At 67.8% G+C, this 20,162-nt stretch carries 18 protein-coding genes, 1 tRNA gene and 1 pseudogene; 12 read left to right on the top strand and 8 right to left on the bottom strand.

What is annotated here, in order from left to right; all coding sequences use genetic code 11:
* Nucleotides 1-42 precede the first annotated feature (42 nt).
* The 3 genes from glmM (at nt 43) to O5O54_RS00570 (ending at nt 3,340) form a co-directional block, all read left to right on the top strand.
* Nucleotides 43-1,392, top strand: a complete 1,350-nt coding sequence (glmM, locus tag O5O54_RS00560) for a phosphoglucosamine mutase (RefSeq protein ID WP_279477703.1) — start codon at nt 43-45, stop codon at nt 1,390-1,392.
* Nucleotides 1,393-1,509: 117 nt separating this feature from the next.
* A complete protein-coding gene (locus tag O5O54_RS00565) occupies nt 1,510-2,340 on the top strand; it encodes an outer membrane protein (RefSeq protein WP_279477704.1) in 831 nt (276 codons plus the stop codon).
* Nucleotides 2,341-2,548: 208 nt separating this feature from the next.
* Nucleotides 2,549-3,340, top strand: a complete 792-nt coding sequence (locus O5O54_RS00570) for an outer membrane protein (protein ID WP_279477707.1) — start codon at nt 2,549-2,551, stop codon at nt 3,338-3,340.
* 8 nt (nt 3,341-3,348) lie between these two features.
* On the opposite strand, the gene O5O54_RS00575 is transcribed toward O5O54_RS00570, so the two are convergent.
* Nucleotides 3,349-3,867, bottom strand: coding sequence for a hypothetical protein (locus tag O5O54_RS00575; RefSeq protein WP_279477709.1), 519 nt, complete (start codon nt 3,865-3,867; stop codon nt 3,349-3,351).
* 188 nt (nt 3,868-4,055) lie between these two features.
* Here O5O54_RS00575 and O5O54_RS00580 point away from each other — a divergent pair, with 188 nt between their 5' ends.
* The gene (locus O5O54_RS00580) at nt 4,056-5,231 is read left to right on the top strand and encodes a phosphoserine transaminase (protein WP_279477711.1); all 1,176 of its coding nucleotides are present in this window, start codon (nt 4,056-4,058) and stop codon (nt 5,229-5,231) included.
* 95 nt (nt 5,232-5,326) lie between these two features.
* Complete coding sequence (serA, locus tag O5O54_RS00585; RefSeq protein WP_279477713.1) at nt 5,327-6,919, top strand: phosphoglycerate dehydrogenase; 1,593 nt, start codon at nt 5,327-5,329, stop codon at nt 6,917-6,919.
* A gap of 56 nt (nt 6,920-6,975) precedes the next feature.
* Here the strand turns inward: serA and O5O54_RS00590 are convergent, their stop codons facing one another.
* The gene (locus O5O54_RS00590) at nt 6,976-7,881 is read right to left on the bottom strand and encodes a DMT family transporter (protein WP_279477715.1); all 906 of its coding nucleotides are present in this window, start codon (nt 7,879-7,881) and stop codon (nt 6,976-6,978) included.
* A gap of 208 nt (nt 7,882-8,089) precedes the next feature.
* Here O5O54_RS00590 and O5O54_RS00595 point away from each other — a divergent pair, with 208 nt between their 5' ends.
* Both O5O54_RS00595 and O5O54_RS00600 read left to right on the top strand, forming a co-directional pair.
* Nucleotides 8,090-9,382 (top strand): adenylosuccinate synthase, encoded by a 1,293-nt coding sequence (locus O5O54_RS00595; RefSeq protein WP_279477716.1) that lies wholly within the window; start codon nt 8,090-8,092, stop codon nt 9,380-9,382.
* Between the two features lie 245 nt (nt 9,383-9,627).
* Complete coding sequence (locus O5O54_RS00600; protein WP_279477717.1) at nt 9,628-11,439, top strand: hypothetical protein; 1,812 nt, start codon at nt 9,628-9,630, stop codon at nt 11,437-11,439.
* A gap of 60 nt (nt 11,440-11,499) precedes the next feature.
* Here O5O54_RS00600 and rpoH read toward each other — a convergent pair whose 3' ends face one another.
* Both rpoH and O5O54_RS00610 read right to left on the bottom strand, forming a co-directional pair.
* Complete coding sequence (gene rpoH, locus O5O54_RS00605; RefSeq protein WP_279477719.1) at nt 11,500-12,411, bottom strand: RNA polymerase sigma factor RpoH; 912 nt, start codon at nt 12,409-12,411, stop codon at nt 11,500-11,502.
* Between the two features lie 198 nt (nt 12,412-12,609).
* Nucleotides 12,610-13,638 carry an RluA family pseudouridine synthase gene (locus O5O54_RS00610; RefSeq protein ID WP_279477721.1) on the bottom strand — a complete coding sequence of 343 codons (1,029 nt, stop codon included), beginning with the start codon at nt 13,636-13,638 and terminating at the stop codon, nt 12,610-12,612.
* A gap of 27 nt (nt 13,639-13,665) precedes the next feature.
* On the opposite strand from O5O54_RS00610, the gene O5O54_RS00615 reads away from it, so the two are divergent.
* From O5O54_RS00615 to O5O54_RS00625, 3 genes are all read left to right on the top strand, one after another.
* A complete protein-coding gene (locus tag O5O54_RS00615) occupies nt 13,666-14,031 on the top strand; it encodes a hypothetical protein (RefSeq protein ID WP_279477722.1) in 366 nt (121 codons plus the stop codon).
* A gap of 58 nt (nt 14,032-14,089) precedes the next feature.
* Nucleotides 14,090-14,164: transfer RNA gene (locus O5O54_RS00620), tRNA-Glu, on the top strand.
* A gap of 155 nt (nt 14,165-14,319) precedes the next feature.
* On the top strand, nt 14,320-14,667 hold the full coding sequence (locus O5O54_RS00625) for a hypothetical protein (RefSeq protein WP_279477724.1): 348 nt from the start codon (nt 14,320-14,322) through the stop codon (nt 14,665-14,667).
* A 90-nt stretch (nt 14,668-14,757) separates the two neighbouring features.
* On the opposite strand, the gene O5O54_RS00630 is transcribed toward O5O54_RS00625, so the two are convergent.
* On the bottom strand, nt 14,758-15,081 hold the full coding sequence (locus tag O5O54_RS00630) for a DUF3597 domain-containing protein (RefSeq protein ID WP_407061632.1): 324 nt from the start codon (nt 15,079-15,081) through the stop codon (nt 14,758-14,760).
* A 270-nt stretch (nt 15,082-15,351) separates the two neighbouring features.
* Here O5O54_RS00630 and O5O54_RS00635 point away from each other — a divergent pair, with 270 nt between their 5' ends.
* Nucleotides 15,352-17,043 (top strand): bifunctional diguanylate cyclase/phosphodiesterase, encoded by a 1,692-nt coding sequence (locus O5O54_RS00635; protein WP_279477727.1) that lies wholly within the window; start codon nt 15,352-15,354, stop codon nt 17,041-17,043.
* A 106-nt stretch (nt 17,044-17,149) separates the two neighbouring features.
* Here the strand turns inward: O5O54_RS00635 and O5O54_RS00640 are convergent.
* Nucleotides 17,150-17,341, bottom strand: a pseudogene (locus O5O54_RS00640) (IS3 family transposase); the annotation flags it as partial.
* 129 nt (nt 17,342-17,470) lie between these two features.
* Here O5O54_RS00640 and O5O54_RS00645 point away from each other — a divergent pair.
* Nucleotides 17,471-18,310, top strand: coding sequence for an RNA methyltransferase (locus O5O54_RS00645; RefSeq protein WP_279477729.1), 840 nt, complete (start codon nt 17,471-17,473; stop codon nt 18,308-18,310).
* Here O5O54_RS00645 and O5O54_RS00650 read toward each other — a convergent pair.
* A complete protein-coding gene (locus tag O5O54_RS00650) occupies nt 18,249-19,250 on the bottom strand; it encodes a hypothetical protein (RefSeq protein ID WP_279477731.1) in 1,002 nt (333 codons plus the stop codon). The two genes, O5O54_RS00645 and O5O54_RS00650, sit on opposite strands and share 62 nt — an antisense overlap.
* Before the next feature lie 126 nt (nt 19,251-19,376).
* Nucleotides 19,377-19,970 (bottom strand): DUF1134 domain-containing protein, encoded by a 594-nt coding sequence (locus tag O5O54_RS00655; protein WP_279477734.1) that lies wholly within the window; start codon nt 19,968-19,970, stop codon nt 19,377-19,379.
* Nucleotides 19,971-20,162: the final 192 nt, after the last annotated feature.

The raw sequence follows: 20,162 nt of genomic DNA on the forward strand, positions 1-20,162 counted from the left end.
CGACTCTACAGCGAAGCGAACGGACCAGCGGGGACGACATCCATGACGAAATCCTACTTCGGGACGGACGGCATCCGGGGCCTCGCCAATCGGCACCCCATGACGCCGGAGATCGCGATGAAGGTCGGCATGGCGGCGGGCCTCGCCTTCAAGCGCGGCAACTACCGGCACCGGGTGGTGATAGGCAAGGACACGCGCCTTTCCGGCTACATGCTGGAGCCCGCGCTCTGTGCCGGCTTCACCGCCGTGGGCGTCGATGTGCTGATGCTCGGCCCGATGCCGACCCCGGCCGTCGCCATGCTCACGCGGTCGATGCGCGCCGACATCGGCGTCATGATCTCCGCCTCGCACAACCCGTTCGAGGACAACGGCATCAAGCTCTTCGGGCCGGACGGCTACAAGCTGTCCGACGAGCTGGAAGCCGAAATCAATCGGCTCATCGACGAGGACCTGTCCTCGCGCCTCGCGGTCGGTGCCCATCTCGGCCGCGCCAAGCGCTATGACGACGGCGGCCGCGACCGCTATGTCGAGTTCGCCAAGCGCACGCTGCCGCGCGAGATGTCTCTGGACGGCGTGCGGGTCGCGATCGACTGCGCCAACGGCGCGGCCTATCGCGTGGCTCCGGACGTTCTCTGGGAGCTCGGCGCTGAGGTCGTGAAGATCGGCGTCGATCCCAACGGCACCAACATCAACCTGAACTGCGGCTCCACCAGCCCGGCGACGCTCTGCGCCAAGGTGCAGGAAGTGCGCGCCGACATCGGCATCGCGCTCGACGGCGACGCCGACCGCGTGCTGATCGTGGACGAGCGCGGCGAGGTCGTGGACGGCGACCAGATCATGGCCGTGATTGGCGAGGCCTGGGCGCAGGACGGGCGTCTGGCGGCCGGCGGCATCGTCGCCACCATCATGTCCAATCTCGGGCTGGAGCGGTTCCTGGGCGAGCGCCAGATCCAGCTCGCCCGCACCAAGGTCGGCGACCGCTACGTGGTCGAGCACATGCGCCAGCACGGCTACAATGTCGGCGGCGAGCAGTCCGGCCATATCGTCCTGTCCGACTTCGGCACGACGGGCGACGGCCTCGTGTCGGCGCTGCAGGTGCTGGCCGTCGTGCGCGGCGCGGGCGGCACGGTTTCGGAGGTCTGCCGCAAGTTCACGCCGGTGCCGCAGGTGCTGAAGAACGTCCGCTTCGCCGGCGGCGCGCCGCTGGAGAAGCAGCGGGTGCAGGACGCCATCAGCGCCGGCCGCGACCGGCTGGGCGAGGGGGGGCGCCTGGTGATCCGACCCTCGGGCACCGAGCCCCTGATTCGCGTCATGGCGGAAGGCGACGACCCGCAGCTCGTCGATTCCGTCGTCGACGAGATCATCGGCGCGCTCAAGCGCGAGGCGGCCTGAAGCAAGGGCCGTTTACCATTCCGCCGCGGTAAACGGTCTTTTAATCATTAATCTTTAGATTTCTCATCATTGCGGAACCCAAGCCGCGACCTGTCGTGAAATCTGGAGAGAACGATTATGCTACGGCTTGCGCTTGGCCTCCTGGCCTCCGCCGCACTTCTTCCGACGCTGGCCCAGGCGGCCGACATCATTGAGCCGATCCCGGTCGTCGAGGAAGTGCCCTATAGCGGTTGGTACATCCGCGGCGACGTCGGATACAACTTCGAGTCCAAGACCGAAGGCAAGTGGGCCTTCTACAACATCTATCCGGGCGTCGAGGGCATCGACGACCACTACCGCTACGACGAGCTGCGCCTGTCGGATGCGGCGACCTTCGGCGTCGGCGCCGGCTATCGCTTCACCGACTCCTTCCGCGTGGACGCTACGGTCGACTACTTCCGCGCCGACGCGGACGGCAAGACCAAGTGCCCGCTCATGATCCTGACGGACAAGGCGCACGGCCTCGGCCCGTTCGACGAGTGCAACTACCAGGACAGCTCGAAGGCCGACGTCTGGACGATCATGGCGAACGCCTATGTCGACCTGCCGAGCTTCGGCATCGTCACGCCCTACCTCGGCGCCGGCGTCGGCACGGCCTACGTGAAGTACGACGACGTGAAGTCGCAGGAAGTCTGCCCGCCCTGCAAGGCCGGCTACACGCCCTATTCCGGCAGCCACGAGGGCCTGGACGACTGGCGCTTCGCTTCCTCGCTCATGGCCGGCGCGAGCGTCGACCTGACGAGCCAGCTGGCGCTCGACATCGGCTACCGCTTCACCAAGGTCTGGGAAGGCGACTCCTGGTCCTACGACAAGCAGGACAAGCAGTACGGCGCCACCGGCGTCCAGACACGCGACGACGGCTTCGACATCCACACCGTCCGCGCCGGTCTGCGCTACAGCTTCTTCTAAGCCGCAGCCGAACGAGACATTCAGAAAGGGCCGTCCCTCGGGGCGGCCCTTTCTGCGTCTGGCCGCCTGCCCGGAAAGGGCAAAAGCTTCGCCAAAGGTTAAGCGACATGGTTAACCGGGGATTAACGGATGGCGGCGATGCTGGGCTTCGAGACGCCCGGCCTGGAATGCGCGGGGCTTCTCCCATTCGCATCAGGAAACCGTTGCCATGCGCGTCGCCCGTATCCTTCTCGCCGGAAGTCTCCTGGCCGCTTCCGGCCATGCCCTGGCCGCAGACATGGACATTCTCGACGCGCCCGAGATCGCCATCGTGACGCCGAACACCGGCTTCTACCTGCGCGCCGACGTCGCCTACGGTTTCGATGCCTCCTTCGGGGGGACGCAGCGCCTTTCGCGCTTCGGCAGCACGATCACCGATCGCACCCGCGGCTGGGATCTGGACGGTGGGTTCGGGGCGGGGGCCGGCATCGGCTATAAGGCCAGCGACCTCCTGCGCTTCGACGCGACGATCGACTACTGGCGGCGGGATGTCGAGGCCGCCAACGGCGCCGGCTGGTTCTGCGGTTTCGGCCCGGCCTGCGGCGCGCGCGACCGGGGCGAGATCGAAGCGGTCGAGCTGATGGGCAACGCCTATCTCGACCTCGGCACCTTCGCCGGCTTCACGCCCTATGTCGGCGGGGGCGTCGGCGCGGTGCACGTGAGCTATTCCGACGTGACGGGCGCGGCGACCTGCCCGGGGGGCTTGACCGCCTGCCCGGCGCTGGGCGCCGGCGCACGCTACGGCGGCGAGGACTCCTGGCGCTTCGCCTATGCGCTCTCGGCCGGCGTCTCCTACGACGTTACCGAAAAGATCGCCATCGACACCGGCTATCGCTACCTCAACGTCCAGGACGGCGACGCCTATCGCTTCGAGCCGGCCGCCGGCACGCTTCTGGCCAGCGACGACGACGGCTTCGACCGGCACACGATCCGTGCCGGTCTGCGCTTCCGTTTCGACTGACCTGGGAATCAGGCCCGGTTGTCGCGCGCCCCTTGCGCGTCGCGGACGAACTGTGACACGCGGCCGGCTTCCATCGGGCTGCCGATGCGCTGCGCCTTCTCGTTCTCGACGGGGTTCATCCCCCCATGCGCGGTGCGCCCGGAGCTCGGCCGCCGGGCGCTGCGCGACGCGTTGGCGCGCTTGAGCTTGAGCGCGCGCCGGGCGTTCCTCTGGAGGGCGGTCGATGCCTCCTGATGCTCGCGCCGCGTCCGCTCCTTGTTGAGGCGTGCCAGCGCTTCGGACAGGACTCCGGCCTTCTGCCGCATGCCGGAATTCTCCGGCTCGCCCGGCCCCTGGCCCCGGCGGGCCGCGCCGCGCCGGCGGTTGGCGATCTCGCGCGCGCGGTCGCGGCGCTCGCGCAGGCGCTGGGTGAGTTCGTTGATCTCGGTGTGGCCGAGTTCGCGAAGGGCCGGGTAGTGGGTCTCCGCCACGAGCTCCAGTTCGTCCTTGTCCAGAACCCGTCGCTCGAGGCTACGTCCTGCTGCCATGGTGATCCTCCGTTCCGGTGATTGGCGAAGGCAAAACCGTCGGGAACCGCTCCCGTTTCATAGATTAGGTGTGATCGTCGCGTGACCGTCTTGCGATTGTCACTTGACCCTCGGTCGTGACGGGCATATCCGCACACTTGGGACACGCCTCCCCAACGAGGCGCTTCTATCTGTAAGGATAGCTTTTGATGGCGACTATCGCACCGCCGGCCGCTCGTCCGGCCAATCCCCGCTTTTCCTCTGGTCCTTGCGCCAAGCGTCCCGGCTGGACGCTGGATGCGCTGAGCGACGCGCCGCTCGGCCGTTCGCACCGCGCCAAGGTCGGCAAGACCAAGCTCGCCCAGGCGATCGACGACACTCGGGCCGTTCTCGGCGTTCCCGCCGACTACCGGATCGGCATCGTGCCGGGTTCGGACACCGGCGCGGTCGAGATGGCCATGTGGTCGCTTCTCGGCGAACGCCCGGTGGACATGCTGGCCTGGGAAAGCTTCGGCGCCGGCTGGGTGACGGATGCGGTGAAGCAGCTGAAGCTCGCCGACGCCCGCGTCTTCGAGGCGCCTTACGGCGAGATCGTCGATTTCGGCCAAGTCGATTTCGACCGCGACGTAGTCTTCACCTGGAACGGCACGACGTCCGGCGTGCGCGTGCCGAATGGCGACGCCATCCCGGCGGACCGCAAGGGCCTGACCATCTGCGACGCGACTTCGGCCGCCTTCGCGCAGGACCTTCCCTACGACAAGCTCGATGTCGTGACCTTCTCCTGGCAGAAGGTTCTGGGCGGCGAGGGCGCGCACGGCGTCCTGATCCTCAGCCCCCGCGCCGTGGAGCGTCTCCAGACCTACAAGCCGGCCTGGCCGCTGCCGAAGATCTTCCGCCTGACCTCCGGCGGCAAGCTGATCGAGGGGATCTTCAAGGGCGAGACGATCAACACGCCGTCCATGCTCTGCGTCGAGGACTATCTCGACGCGCTCCAGTGGGCGAAATCGATCGGTGGCCTGGAGGCCCTGAAGGCCCGCGCCGACAAGAACCTGGCCGTCATCGACCGCTTCGTCGCGCAGAACGACTGGATCGGCTTCCTCGCCAAGTCCGCCGACATCCGCTCCAACACCTCCGTCTGCCTCCAGTTCACGGCGCCCGAGATCTCGGGTCTGTCGAAGGACGAGCAGGACGCCTTCGCCAAGGGCGTCGCCTCCAAGCTGGAGAAGGAGGGCGTCGCCCTCGACATCGGCGCCTATCGCGACGCGCCTCCGGGCCTGCGCATCTGGGCCGGCGCGACGGTGGAGGCTTCGGACCTCGAAGCGCTCATGCCCTGGATCGCCTATGCCTACGAGGCGCAGCGCGCGACGCTGGCGCAAGCCGCCTGAGCTGACGGCACGGCCCGCCTCGACGAGGGGCGGGCGCTTTCCCCATCTTTCGTTTTCAAAGCGCTTTCGGGCGCCCATGCTGCAGGAGAAGCCTGATGGCTCCGCGCGTTCTCGTTTCCGACAAGCTGTCCCCGACCGCCGTCCAGATCTTCAAGGACAAGGGCGTCGAGGTCGACTACCTGCCCGACCTCGGCAAGGACAAGGACAAGCTCCTCGAAGTGATCGGCCAGTATGACGGCCTCGCCATCCGCTCCGCCACCAAGGTGACGGAGAAGGTGATCGAGGCCGCGCCGAACCTGCGCGTCATCGGCCGCGCCGGCATCGGTGTCGACAATGTCGACATTCCGGCCGCCAGCCGGAAGGGCGTCATCGTGATGAACACGCCCTTCGGCAACTCCATCACCACGGCCGAGCATGCCGTCGCGATGATGTTCGCCGTCGCCCGCCAGCTTCCCGCCGCCGACGCCTCGACGCAGGCCGGCAAGTGGGAGAAGAACCGCTTCATGGGCGTCGAGATCACCGGCAAGGTGCTGGGCGTCGTCGGCTGCGGCAACATCGGGTCGATCGTTGCCTCGCGCGGCGTCGGCCTGAAGATGAAGGTGATCGGCTTCGACCCGTTCCTGTCGGAGGAGCGCGCGGCCCAGCTCGGCATCGAGAAGGTCGAGCTGGAGGACCTCTTCAAGCGCGCCGACTTCATCACCCTCCACACGCCGCTGACCGACAAGACGAAGAACATCATCGACGCCAAGGCGCTCGCCACGATGAAGAAGGGCGTGCGCATCATCAACTGCGCGCGCGGCGGCCTGATCGTCGAGAAGGACCTCGCGGACGCGATCAAGTCCGGCCATGTGGCTGGCGCCGGCATCGACGTGTTCGAGACGGAGCCGGCGACCGACAGCCCGCTCTTCGGCCTCGACAACGTCGTCTGCACGCCGCATCTCGGCGCCTCCACCACGGAGGCGCAGGAGAACGTCGCTCTCCAGGTGGCCGAGCAGATGGCGGACTATCTCGTGAAGGGTGCGGTGTCCAACGCGCTCAACATGCCCTCGATCACCGCCGAAGAGGCGCCGATCCTGACGCCCTACGTCAAGCTCGCCGAGATCCTCGGCTCCTTCGCCGGCCAGCTCACCGAAGAGCCGATCGACGCGGTGGAGATCCTCTACGACGGAGCGCCGGGCAACATGAACATCCGTGCCCTCTCGGCCGCGGCGATCGCGGGCCTTCTGAAGGCGCAGGTGCAGACGGTCAACATGGTCTCGGCGCCCCTGATGGCCAAGGAGCGAGGCATCGCCGTGTCCGAGGTGCGCCGCGACAAGTCGGGCGTCTTCGACGGCTACATCAAGGTGACCGTCACCACCAAGAAGCAGACGCGCTCGGTGGCCGGCACGACCTTCTCGGACGGCAAGCCGCGCTTCATCCAGATCAAGGGCATCAACATGGAGGCCGATGTCGGCCGCTACATGCTCTACACGGCCAACAAGGACGTGCCGGGCGTCATCGGCCAGATCGGCACCGCCTTCGGCAAGGCCGGCATCAACATCGCCAACTTCCATCTCGGCCGCGACGAGCAGGGCGGCAGCGCGATCGCCATCATCTATCTCGACGGGCCGCTGACCGAGGACTTCCTCGAAGAGCTGCGCGGCCTGAACGCCATCGGCCAGGCGAAGATGCTGACCTTCGACGTCTGACCGTTCGGCAGGAACATAGGGGGGCGGAGCGGGAAGACGCTTCGCCCCTTTTTGCGTCAGGCCGCGCCGCTCGCCCCCCGCTTGCCGCGCTCGGCAAGCGCGATGCCGCCGAGCACCATCGCCAGCGCCGCCAGGTGGTAGGCATGGAAGGGCTCGGCGAGGACCAGCACCGCGAGGATCGCGCCGAAGACAGGCACCGTGTTGACGAAGAGATTGGCGCGGTTCGCCCCGATCAGCTCGATGCCCCGAATATAGAGCGCCTGGCTGAGGATCGACGGAAACAGGATCGAGAAGGCGAGGACGGCGAGCCCCTGAGCGTCCGGCACCGTGGTTCGCCCTGCCCAGAACTCGACGGCCAGAAGTGGCACCGCGCCAAGCGCGCCCCCGAGACTGACCGCGAAGATCGAACTCAGCCAGTGGACGCGCGGCTTGCGCGACAGAAGGATGGTGTAGGACCCGAAGACCACGGTCGCCGCGAGGATCAGGGCGTCACCCCGGTTGAGGTCGAGCAGCAGGATCGTCTCGAGATGGCCGTGCGAGGCGACCAGCAGCACGCCGACGAGCGTCAGCAGGAAGCCGACGACCTGCAGCGGTGTCACGCGGACGTGGAAGAAGAGGAACATGCCGACGAACACGACCAGCGGCATCGAGGCCTGGATGATCGTGGCGTTGATGGCGCTTGTGTAGCTCATCGCGATGTAGAAGAGCGCGTTGAAGCAGGTGAAGCCCAGGAAGCCGATTCCGACGAAATAGGGCAGGTGCCGCCTGATGATCGGCGCCTCGCGCCGCAGATGCGGCCATGCGAAGGGCAGAAGCACGAGAATGGCGCCGACCCAGCGCAGAAGCGTCAGCATCATCGGCGAGATGTGGCCGACCGAGAGCTTGCCCGCCACCGCGTTGGCGCCCCAGATCAGGGCGGTGACGAGAAGCAGGAGGTAGGGGTGACCGAGGCGCTTGAGCATGCCGAATGCTTTCGCGGATCGCAGCGCCACAGGCAATCGTTTGTCCGACTTAAATATCGTGGGCGTTTGGGAAAAAGCCTTGCCGCGACCTCGCGCGGCGCACGCGGCTTGACTATAGTCCGCCGCGTTTGCGCCGCCGGACCCCCGACGGGTCCTTCGCGCGCCCGAAGTTCGGCATCACAGGGGCAGGAAGCCCCGAGGAGACTGCATGGCTAACGTCGTCGTCGTCGGATCCCAGTGGGGAGACGAAGGGAAGGGCAAGATCGTCGATTGGCTCTCGGAGCGGGCCGACGTCGTCGTGCGATTCCAGGGCGGCCACAATGCCGGACATACGCTGGTCGTCTCCGGCGTGTCCTACAAGCTCTCGCTGCTGCCCTCCGGCGTGGTGCGCTCGGGCAAGCTGTCGGTGATCGGCAACGGCGTCGTCTTCGATCCGCACGCCTTCGTCGCCGAGAAGAAGCGGATAGAGGGGCAGGGCGTCTCGATCACGCCGGATTCCCTGCGCATCGCCGACAACGCCGCCTTGATCCTCTCGCTCCACCGCGAACTCGACGCCGCGCGCGAGGCGGCAGCCGCTGGCACCAAGATCGGAACCACGGGGCGCGGCATCGGCCCGGCCTACGAGGACAAGGTCGGCCGCCGCGCCATCCGCGTCATGGACCTCGCCGAGCCCGAAGCTCTGCCCGAGCGCATCGAGCGCCTGCTGGCGCACCACAACCCGCTGCGCAGGGGCCTCGGCCAGCCCGAGGTCGAGGCATCTGCGATCCTGGAGGAGCTGACCTCGGTCGCCGCCGAAATTACGCCCTATATCGACCGCGTCTGGCGGCTTCTGGACGAACGCCGCAAGGCCGGCGACCGCATCCTGTTCGAGGGCGCGCAAGGCACGCTGCTCGACATCGACCACGGCACCTATCCGTTCGTCACCTCGTCCAACACGGTGGCGGGCCAGGCGGCGGCGGGCTCCGGTCTCGGGCCGTCCAGCCTCGGCTTCGTGCTCGGCATCACCAAGGCCTACACGACGCGCGTCGGCGAAGGCCCGTTCCCGACGGAGCAGGACAACGAGGTCGGCGAGTTCCTGGGCACCAAGGGCCACGAGTTCGGCACGGTGACGGGCCGCAAGCGCCGCTGCGGCTGGTTCGACGCGGTTCTGGTGCGTCAGGCCGTCGCGATCAACGGGATCCACGGCCTCGCCCTCACCAAGCTCGATGTGCTCGACGGCATGGACGAGATCCGCATCTGCACGGCCTACGAACTGGACGGCGAGCGGATCGACTACTTCCCGGCGAGCCTTGCGGCGCAAAAGCGCGTGAAGCCGGTCTACGAGACCTTCGAGGGCTGGAAGGGCACCACGGCGGGCGCCCGCTCCTGGGCGGACCTTCCGGCCCAGGCGGTGAAGTACGTGCGCCAGATCGAGGAACTCGTGGGCGCGCCGGTCACGCTCCTGTCCACCTCGCCCGAGCGCGACGACACGATCCTTGTCCGCGATCCGTTTCAAGATTAATGAAAGCTTGATATAAGGTCGCTAGGTTCGTTCGAACTTTCGGCTGCGCCGTGCGGCCCTCGCGTCTCCATGCGAGGATCGTCCACAACCGGGAGGGGAGGCGACCCGCCTTCCTTCCGCCGGTCCTTTCCCGTAGCGATTCCCTGGCAGGCGGGATCGACCTGCGAGATGGGCCGGACGGGTGCTGGATCGCCGCTCTGGCTCGATCCGTTCCCGGTACCGACCTCGAGTGAGTGCAGCGCTTCATGGCGAATCTGACCGCCGTCCTCCGCAAGACCATCGACGGCTTGCCGAATGCCACGCCGCAACTGCGGGCCAAGGTCTACGAAAAGGCCCGGGCGGCCATCACCCGCCAGATCCAGTCCGCCGATCCGCCGCTGGCCGAGCACGTGGCGGAGCAGCGCTACCGCGTGCTGGAGGAGGCGATCGCCGAATCTGAGGCGCATTACCTGGCGCTGAGCGGGGAAGGGGTGGCGCAGGACGCGCCGTCGCCCCCGCCCGAGGCGCCGGAGCCGCCGCGCGCCGCACCCGCCGCGCCGCCGCCGCCCGCGCCGGTGCGCGAACCCCCGCCGCCTCCGTTTCCGCGCGCGACGCCCACGATGCGGCCGCCGGCCGCGCCCGCGCAGACCTTTGCGCCGTCGCAGCCGGAGCGTGCTTCGCCTCCGGCTCCCGAAGCGCCGCGTTTCGAGCGCTCGAGCGAGGCACAGCGGCCTTCCGGCCTGGAGCCGTCCGTTCCCGTGGAGCCGCGCGCGTCGGACGAGATGGATGCGCCCGTCGGCGTGATCGGTCCGGCACCGGCCGAGCCGCCGCTGCGCCAGACGCGCCCCGACGCCGCCGCCGAGCGGCTGCCAGTGCCCGACCGCGCGCCCCGCACCAACCTTCGCCCCGCAAGCCCCATGCCGGCGCCGGCGGAGAGCCGCAGCGCCTCGCCCTCGCCGGGCGCCATCCTGTCCGGCATTCCGGAGGCCGATCTCGCCGCTCCGCGCTATCCCGCACGGCGTGCGACCGCCCGCAACCGCACGCCGCTGATGGCGGCCGTCGCCGTGGTTGCGCTGCTCGGGCTCGGCGCCCTCGGCTGGGCCTATCTCGACGACATCCGTTCCGTGGTGCTCGGCTCGCCGCAGACCGCCTCCGCGCCTGTGGGAACCGGACAATCGACGGACAGCGCCGAGGCGCCGGCCCCGACCGACGGCACGGTGCCCGAAACGGCCGCGCCGCCGAGCGGCACCGTGACGGACGTGGCGCCGGCCACCCCGACCACGACGCCGCCCGCGCCGGGCGGACGCCAGTTCACGCAGCGCCTCCTGCCCGACGGCACCGAAGTGGACGAAGGTCCGGGGGCGAGCGCGCCCAACGCCTTTGAGGAAGGTACTGACGTCGCGGCGGCCACCATTGCCGCGCCGACCGAGACGGCGCCCCCAGCCGCCGCGGCGCCCGCCACGGTGCCGGAGGCCGCACCCGCTACGCAGCCGCCCGCCAATGCGCCCACGGGAACCCCGGCTGCCGTGCCCGTCGGCCAGCGCGCGGTCTTCTACGAGGAGCGGTCGGCCGACCGCGAGGGTACGCAGCAGAGCGGCAACGTGGTCTGGAGCCTGGCCAGCGAGCCGCCCGCCGACGGGCAGCCGCCCGAACCCGCCATCCGGGCGAGCGTCGACGTGCCGGACTCCAACCTGCGCATGACCATGACCATCCGGCGCAACGCCGACGCGACCCTGCCCGCCAGCCACGTGATCGAGATCATGTTCGACACGCCCGCCGGCTTCCCCGGCGGCGCGATCGAGAACGTCCAGCGTCTCGCCCTCAAGCCGACGGAGCAGGCGCGCGGCGAGCCGCTGATCGGCGTCGCCGGCAAGATTTCCGACGGCTTCTTCATCATCGCGCTGAACGATCTGCCGCAGGCGGTCCAGAGCAACCTCGCCCTTCTCGGCCGCGAGGAGTGGATCGACATCCCGATCGCCTACGCGTCGGGGCAGCGGGCGCTGATGTCGATCGAAAAGGGCATCACCGGCGACCGGATCTTCCGCGAGGCCATCGAAGCCTGGAACGGGCGCACCTGAACGAGAAAAGGCCGGTCCCGCGAGGGACCGGCCTTTTTGTTTCGCCCTGCGCCGCCAGCGTCAGGCGTGGGCGTCTTCCACCACGCGCAGCGAACGGCGGGCGGCCTCGGCCGTGTCCTGCACGGCCTTCTGCACCTTCTCGAAGGCGCGCACCTCGATCTGACGCACGCGCTCGCGGCTGATGTCGAACTCGCCCGAAAGCGCTTCCAGCGTCAGCGGATCCTCCGCAAGGCGGCGAGCCTCGAAGATGCGCCGCTCGCGGTCGTTGAGCACGTCCATCGCCTGGTGCAGCATGCCGCGACGCTGCTCCAACTCGTCCTGCTCGACCAGGATATCCTCCTGGCTCTCGGACTGATCGACCAGCCAGTCCTGCCACTCGCCCGACTCACCCTCCGTGGCGCGGATTGGCGCGTTGAGCGAAGCGTCGCCCGACAGGCGGCGGTTCATCGAGACCACTTCCTCCTCGGACACGCCGAGGGAGGTCGCGATCTGCTGGACCTGATCCGGACGGAGGTCGCCCTCGTCCAGCGCCTGGATGCGGCTCTTCATCTTGCGCAGGTTGAAGAACAGGCGCTTCTGGTTCGCGGTGGTGCCCATCTTCACGAGGCTCCACGAGCGCAGGATGTATTCCTGGATCGACGCCTTGATCCACCACATCGCATAGGTCGCCAGCCGGAAGCCGCGGTCGGCGTCGAAGCGCTTGACCGCCTGCATCAGACCGACATTGCCTTCCGACACGACCTCGCCGATCGGCAGGCCGTAGCCGCGATAGCCCATCGCGATCTTCGCCACGAGGCGCAGATGGCTCGTCACCAGCTTGTGCGCCGCGTCACGGTCGTCGTGCTCGGCATAGCGCTTGGCCAGCATGTATTCTTCGTTCGGTTCCAGCATCGGAAAACGCCGGATCTCGTCGAGATAGCGGCTGAGGCCGCCTTCGCCCGACGCGATGCTGGGAAGATTGGCTCTCGCCATATGGAACCCTCCTTCTGCCTGGATCGCTCGTATCCCGAGCCAATCGGCCGCGAGGTGCCCTGAAGGCGCACCCCGCCGAGCTTCGATATGGTGACTCTATGCCCCGATTACACGGCCTGAACGGGGCGAACGAAGGTTACATTTCGTTCACTTGAAGAAGACGGCCACAGGACGGTCGCGCCGGTATCGCGCGGCCGGTCACGCGTCCAAACGGGCCAAGGCGTCCAGGAGTTCCTGCATGTCGTCCGGAAGATCGGTCTCGAACTCCAGCGCCTCGCCGCTGACCGGATGCTCGAACGCGAGGCGGAAAGCATGCAGCGCCTGGCGGGGAAAAGCCGAGACCACGTCGCCGACATCGCCCAGCTTCTTCGCCTTGGTGCGGAAATGCGCGCCGTAGACCTCGTCGCCGATCAACGGGTGGCCGATATGGCTCATGTGAACGCGGATCTGGTGGGTGCGGCCGGTCTCCAGGATGCAGGCGATTAGCGAGGCGTTGGCGCCCTCGGTGCCGAAGCGCTCCAGCACTTCGAAATGGGTCACGGCATGGCGGGCATCCGGCCGGCCCTCCGGCACGACTTGGCGCTTCGTGCGGTCGGAGTTGGAGCGCCCGAGCGCGGCCTCCACCGTGCCGACGGGCCGTGACGGCACGCCCCAGACCACGGCCTGGTAAGCGCGCTCCATGCGCCCGTCCTGGCCATGGGCGGCGAACTGCTTGGCGAGCGAGCGGTGCGCGGCGTCGGATTTGGCGACCACCATGACGCCGCTCGTGTCCTTGTCGAGCCGGTGAACAATGCCCGGCCGCTTCACCCCGCCGATGCCCGACAGCGTGTCGCCGCAATGGAAGAGGAGCGCGTTGACCAGGGTGCCGGTCCAGTTGCCGGGGCCGGGATGGACGACGAGGCCGGCCGGCTTGTCGAGGATGACGAGGTGCTCGTCCTCGAAGAGGATGTCGAGAGGGATGTCTTCGGGGGTCGGTTCGGGCGCCTCGGCCTCCGGCAGTTCCAGACGCACCGTCTCGCCGGCGACCACCTTGCGCTTCGGAAGGAGGACCGGTGCGTCATCGATCCGCACCTGTCCGTCCTCGATCAGGGACTGGAGGCGCGAGCGCGACAACTCGCCGCCGAGCGCTGCGGCCAGGAACTGGTCGAGGCGGCGGCCGGCGTCCTCTTCGCCGACGCGGAACTCGCTTGCGTCGGTTTCGTCTCCCCCTGTACCAACGATCGACATCTGACACTCCAGCGGCGCGGGAAAAACGTGACGGGAAACCTAGACAGCGGCAGTGCGCCGAACGATCCGGCCTTCGAGAAGGTGCGGCGCAAGATGGTCCGCCTGCTGGCGATCTCCATCGCGGTCCTGTTCGTCGGGCTTATCGCGGTTCTCAGCGCCGTTGTCTATCGCACCTCGGACGGCGAGGGCGCCCGCCGGGCCGGCGGCACGCTGCCGCCGGTCGCGATCGGGGTCGGCGCCCGAATCACGAATGTCGCGCTCGACGGAAACAACGCGCTCCTGACCGTGGAGCGGGCCGACGGCGGACAGGATCTGATCCTCCTCGACCTCGCGACCGGCACTGTGGCCTCGAGATACCCCGTCCAGGCGGCGGAGCCGGCGCCCGCCAACTGAACGGCAGATTCCGCTTGCCAAGCCGGAACGGGCTGGCTATATCCCCGATCACTGGTTCGCGCCCATCGTCTAGCGGTTAGGACGGCGCCCTCTCACGGCGCAAACAGGGGTTCGATTCCCCTTGGGCGTACCAGTCGATCTTCCTGCGATTAGAATGGTTCGAGCGATCCGGCGGCTTCCGTCCGACGAACCTCCTGCATTTGCTTCCCACACTGCGAACCGTTTTCCGCGCATGGGCGTCGAATCGCACCGTGCTCTTGGGGGCCGTCTCGAACGGTAGGGCAGGGGATGAAGCGGGTGGATCGAATTGCCGGATGGGCGGTGATGGCGGCCGCCGTGGCGGGTTGCCGGACCGCCGAACAGGTCGAGCAGGACCGGAGCGCGTCTGCGAGTTTTCCAGGGACGCACGATGGCGGACTTCAGCAACGAGACTGGCCCGACGCCCCCGACCTTCCAGGCGATCATCTGCGGGCGCGTGTACGTCGTGACGGTCCGCCCGTCGTCTCGAGCTACGGCGGCTATTCCAAGGTCACGGCCTGCCGCCTGCTCATCCAGACCAAGCCGACCGGGACGGCTGATGCGTGGACGATCGGCGAGACGACCCTTACCGGCCCGTGCGGCCTGCTTCCGATCTGAGGGACGCCCCATACCGGTGCCGTGTGCGACGCGGACGCAAAAAATGGCCGCACGTAGCGGCCCCTCCTTTATCGGCTCCAAGACGATCGTTCAGTCCCGCATCTCGGCTGGCACCGTGCCGTCGTTCTCGACGGCCTTCTTCATCAGCGCCTTCTGAAGCCAGACGTTCATGATCGCGCTGTCGCCTGGATCGCCGGTGTAGCCCAACTCGGGCGCCAGCTCCTTGCGCTCGGTCTGGCTGCTGTCGAGCCCGAGCGCCTTCACGGTGTCGCCGACCGAATGGCTCCATTCAAGCTTCCCGCCACTATCCCTTACGGCCTTGTCGAGCGTGGCGGCGGCGTCGACGCCTCGCGCCAGCGTCAAAACGGTGGATGCGCTGCCGCCCGACGTCGGTGCCGTCGTCTGCGGTGACACCGGCGCCGAAGACGTTGGTGCACCTGCCGCAGGGGGGCGGAGCTGATAGGTGCCTGCGGCTCGGGTAACGAACCGGACGGAGCCGCATCGGTCCGGTCCGCATGACGAGGGCAAGCGGTCCGATTGAGCAGGCTGTCTGGACGACAATAGACGTTTGCGCCCTCGACGTTTCGACCCTGTTTTTCCTTAGCCGAAGGCGCAAGCGACCGTCTCCTAACGGGACGGTGATGATCGGCTGATAGGAACGAGGCTCCCAACCGGAGGCCTTCCGTGATCCCTTCGCCCCTCAGCGACCGCATGTATCGGCTCATGGTCGAGGCTGTGACGGACTACGCGATCTACATGCTCGATCCCGATGGCGTGGTGCTGAACTGGAACGCGGGGGCGCAACTGGCGAAAGGCTACCAGGCGCACGAGATCGTCGGATGCAATTTCGCGACCTTCTACCCGCAGAAGGAGCGCGACCGAGCCATTCCCGAATTAAACCTCGCGCACGCTCGCGAGCACGGACGATTTGCAGACGAAGGCTGGCGACTGCGCAAGGACGGCACGCAGTTCTGGGCGCATGTCGTGATCGATGCGATCCACGATGAGGCCGGGGGGCTGATAGGCTTCACCAAGATCACCCGCGATATGACGACGCAGCGCGAGACCGAGCATCGCCTGGCGCATCAAGCCGGCCACGATGCGCTGACGGGGCTCTTCAACAGAGCGAACTTTCTCGAACGTCTCGACAACGAAGCCCCGCAACTCATCTACGGCGGAAGCCTTGCGGTGCATTACATCGATCTCGACCGGTTCAAACCCGTCAACGATTCCTTCGGACACGCCGTCGGCGATCATGTCCTTCGAACGGTCGGGGCGCGGCTGAAGGCGGTCATCCCAGCGAAGAGCATCGTTGCCCGTCTCGGAGGCGACGAGTTCGCGGTCGTCCAACTCGGTTCGCCGACAATGGAGGATGCGTTAGCGCTGGCCGGTCGCATCGTGGAGACGCTGTCTGAACCTATTCCCGTTCGCAATGCCATCGTCGTCATCGGGGCAAGCGTCGGCGTTGCCCATGCACCGAGCCATGGACACGAGGCCGCGGACCTCCTTCGGAACGCAGACTTGGCCCTCTACGCCGCAAAGGAGAAGGGACGGGGACGCTTCGAGGTCTACGATGAGAGCATGAGTGCGCAGGCTCTGTCGCGCGGCGTGATGGAACTAAAGCTACGACAGGCCCTGAAGCTGCACGACTTCGACGTCCACTACCAGCCTGTCGTCGATGCCAGGACGCTGCAGACGGTCGGCTACGAAGCTTTGCTGCGCTGGCAGGACCAGACAGGCACGCAGATCTCGCCAGCGGAGTTCGTTCCGCTGGCGGAAGAACTCGGGCTGATGCCGGAGCTCGGCGCATGGGTGCTGCGAACGGCCTGCCGCGACGCGGTCAACTGGCCTGGGGAGACATCGGTCGCGGTCAACGTGTCCACGACCCAACTGCGCGACCGCAGCTTCATTGAGGTCGTCAAGGCGACCTTGGCCGCCTCACAGCTTCCTCCGCACAGGCTGGAGCTGGAAATCACCGAAACGGCCGTCCTCTCGGACCCGGATCTCGCCAACGAGATTCTGACGGAACTTCGTGCCCTGGGTGTCGGGATCGCGCTCGACGACTTCGGAACCGGTTTCTCGTCGTTGCGGATGGTGAAGGAATTGCCGCTGACGCGCATCAAGATCGACCGCAGCTTTGTCACGGGCATCAACGAGACGAGCAAGTCGACGAGCGTCGTCCGCTCGGTGATCACGCTTTGCGAAGCCTATGGTCTTTCCACGACGGCCGAAGGGGTCGAGACGGAGGAACAGCTGGCCGCCCTCCAGATGCAGAACTGCGGCCACTTGCAGGGCTATCTTCTCGGCCGCCCGCAACCCGAGGCGTATTGGCGCCGGTCGGGTTCTGACCGTTCCAAGTCTCTCGGCGGCGGCTAGCAGAACCAGAATCGGCACCGCTTCATCCACCGCTGCGCCTTCCACTGCGCGAGATCCTACCGGTCCATCATCTCGATCGGGAAGAAACACGCGCTGTTGGCCGGTCCTCGGGCTCCTTGAGCCGCTTCTCCTGATCGGACTTCAGGCCGCCGCACATCTCGTGCCAGCGAAGTCAGGTGAACCGCGTCACGTCGATCGTGCGGATCACCTCCGCCACCGGTCGCCCTTGCGACACCAGAACGTCCACCTGCCGGGGCTTCGCGACGATCTCTCCGGGATGGTGCTTCTTCCTTGGCATTCCTGGCATCTCCGAAGACTCAAAAAGCCGACTTCAGGGAGGGCCGCTCTGCAGGGGCAGACCAGTATCGCTTGTCTGCACGTTCAGTTTGTCGGATTGGGCGGGGCGGCGCTCGTGCGGAGATAAGTGATGACTGGGAATGGCACCGGCAGTCCTGCCGTGATCGACATCACCGATCCGCAGGACGAGCGAATCGCGGGCTTTCGCGACGTGCGCGAGCGCGACCTGACCCGTGCAGGACAGTTCATCGCCGAAGGCTCGGTGGTGCTCGACCAGATCCTCGCCTCCCGCCGCTTTCGAGCGGTATCGCTCCTGGTGCTGCGCGAGCGGCTGGCCGGCCTCGTGCCGCGCCTCGGCGCGCTGCCGGCCGGGGTGCCGATCTACTGCACGGAGCGCGCGGTGTTCGACCGGATCGCCGGCTTTCCCGTGCATCGCGGGGTGATGGCTCTGGCGGAGCCGGTCGCCTCGACGGCTGCGGCCGACCTCGATGCGGCGCTGGCCGCGACGCTGGCTGCGAGCGGCAGCGTCGTTGTCGCCTGCGGCCTGTCCAACCACGACAACATGGGTGCGATCTTCCGCAATGCGGCGGCGTTCGGGGCGGGGGCGGTGATCCTCGACGAGCGCGCCTGCGACCCGCTCTACCGCAAGGCCATCCGGGTGTCGGTCGGAACCGTGTTCACGGTGCCCTTCGCGCGCTGGGGCGGCGCTTCCACCATAGTTGAGCGGCTCGGCGGGCTGGGCTTCGAATGCCTGGCGCTGTCGCCGGGCGCGGCCGAGCCGCTGCGCGGCATCGGTGGCCGGCAGGCGCGGGCGCTGTTTCTCGGAGCGGAAGGCGAAGGGCTGGACGCAAGGGTCATGGCGCGTTGCCGGCCGGTGCGCATCGAGATGGCACCCGGTCTCGACAGTCTCAACGTCGCGACTTCCGCCGCGCTCGTCCTGCACCACCTGTTTTCGCCGGCGTCGTCCTGACCGGCTTCTCTTCGTCCTGAAGGCGGCGGACGCGGTCTGCGAGGAGCGGCTCGCCCGCATCGGCCGCAGGCGGGGGCGCATCGGCGATCATCCGGGCGAGCTGCGAATCGGCGCCTTCGACCTTGATGCGCTCGTGGATGACGCGGGCGGCGATATCGCCGATCCGCTCCCGGATCTCCGCATGTTCGGCGTGGGAGGCAGGCGTCTTGTCCGCGCTGCCGCGCGCGATGGCGGCTCGCAGGCGGCTGTTCCCCGAAGGCGCGGCATCCGGCTCGGAGACGGGAGCCGGGGCGTCGAGTTGGGGCTCGGCCAGCGGCTTCGGCAAGGCCATTGCGGCCACAAGGGGCATGGTGGCCGCCGCGCCTGGGGCCTCGGCCGGGGCAGGTGGAAGGGGGGCGGGCGTCAGCTCGACGATGCGCGCCTCGGCTGTGGCCAGGCGGAACCGCTGCTCGTCGAAGGCCTGGCTGAGGCGCTGGAACTTGGCGTCCAATGCGGCGAGCTCGCTTTCGCGTCGCTCAAGCCTCCCCCGAAGATCCTGCCGTGTGGCAAGAAGGGCGTCGCGCTCGGCGACGAGCACGCGCAGATCCTCCTCCAGGCGACCGGCGCGACCGGCGCTTTCCGCGATCTCCCGTTCCAACTCGGCTTGCCGGGCGCGGAGCTGGCCGTTCTCCAGGATCGCGCGCCCGGCCTCGGCGCGCTCGCGCACGGCCGCATCCTGCACGGCGCGGTGGCGCATGGCGTCGCGATGGATGTCGAAGGCGGCGCGGGCCCGGACGGCGTCGAGTTCGCCGCGCATCTCGCGCACCGTTGCGGGGATCGTCGCGTGGAACTCCCGCCGCGCCAGGCGTTGCGCGTTGCTCCAGAGGATGGGTGCGAAGATCAGGGCGACGAAGCTGGCGACCAGCGCGCCGAGCGCGAAGACAAGCGCGGTTGCGATCATGGACTACTCGACCTCGTGCCTGGCTCGCGCGATCGAAGACCGAGCCGCCGCCGCGAAACGGCAACGGTGCGCCAAAGGGTCCCCACCCGACTTCTTACGTCAAGTCCGCCCGGTCTGCCTAGAAGGTCAGAACGGGTTCCAGGTCGCCGAAGGTGTCAGCTTGAGGTAGCCGACGTTCACGCCGAGCCGAGCGCCGACGCCGGTGCGGATCGGGACGAGCGTGATCGCGTTGCGCTGAAGGAAGGTCATGCCGACGCCGCCGACGAGATAGGCGCTGCCGCTGACGCCGATATAGCGGCCGTAGACGCCCTCGACGGACGGCAGGTTGTAGACCAGCATCATGGTGCGCGCGCCGTCGCCTCCGGCGTCGAACCCGACGGACGGCCCCTGCCAGAAGATGCGGTGCTCGCCCGCGTTCTTGGTGAAGAGCGTGCCCTCGCCGAACCGGAGGCCGCCGATAAAGGCGCCCGAGCCCTCTTCGCCGAGGATGTAGCCGTTGGGCAGTCCGCGTTCCTGGAAGGCCCGCTCGATCACGGTGGCGAGGCCGCCGGCTGTGGCGCCGAAGAAGCGATGCCCCTCGCCGACGATCTCCTCCATCGTGTAGCCGCCGCTCTGCTGCGCGGCGGCCGGCGTCGGGGCGAGCACGACGGCGGCGGGAAGGGCGGCTGCGGCCATGGCCGCGAAGGCGAGGCGGCGGACCAGCCGGATCGTGCGTTTCATCGGTCGAATCCTTCCGAAAGCTCTGGGTGCCTGGACGCAGGTCTCTCCACAACTTGCGCGCTCCATGGTTTCCGCTTTGCTAACGCGTCGCGAAAGTCGGTCGCGCGGGTGTCGTTCCGGCGCCACAGGCGTCGGAAAGGCTGCGATCGCCGCGCCTATGCCTCGCGGGGACGGCGGACGCGTGATAGTGCG

Source organism: Aureimonas sp. SK2 (assembly GCF_029813115.1).
GTDB lineage: Bacteria > Pseudomonadota > Alphaproteobacteria > Rhizobiales > Rhizobiaceae > Aureimonas.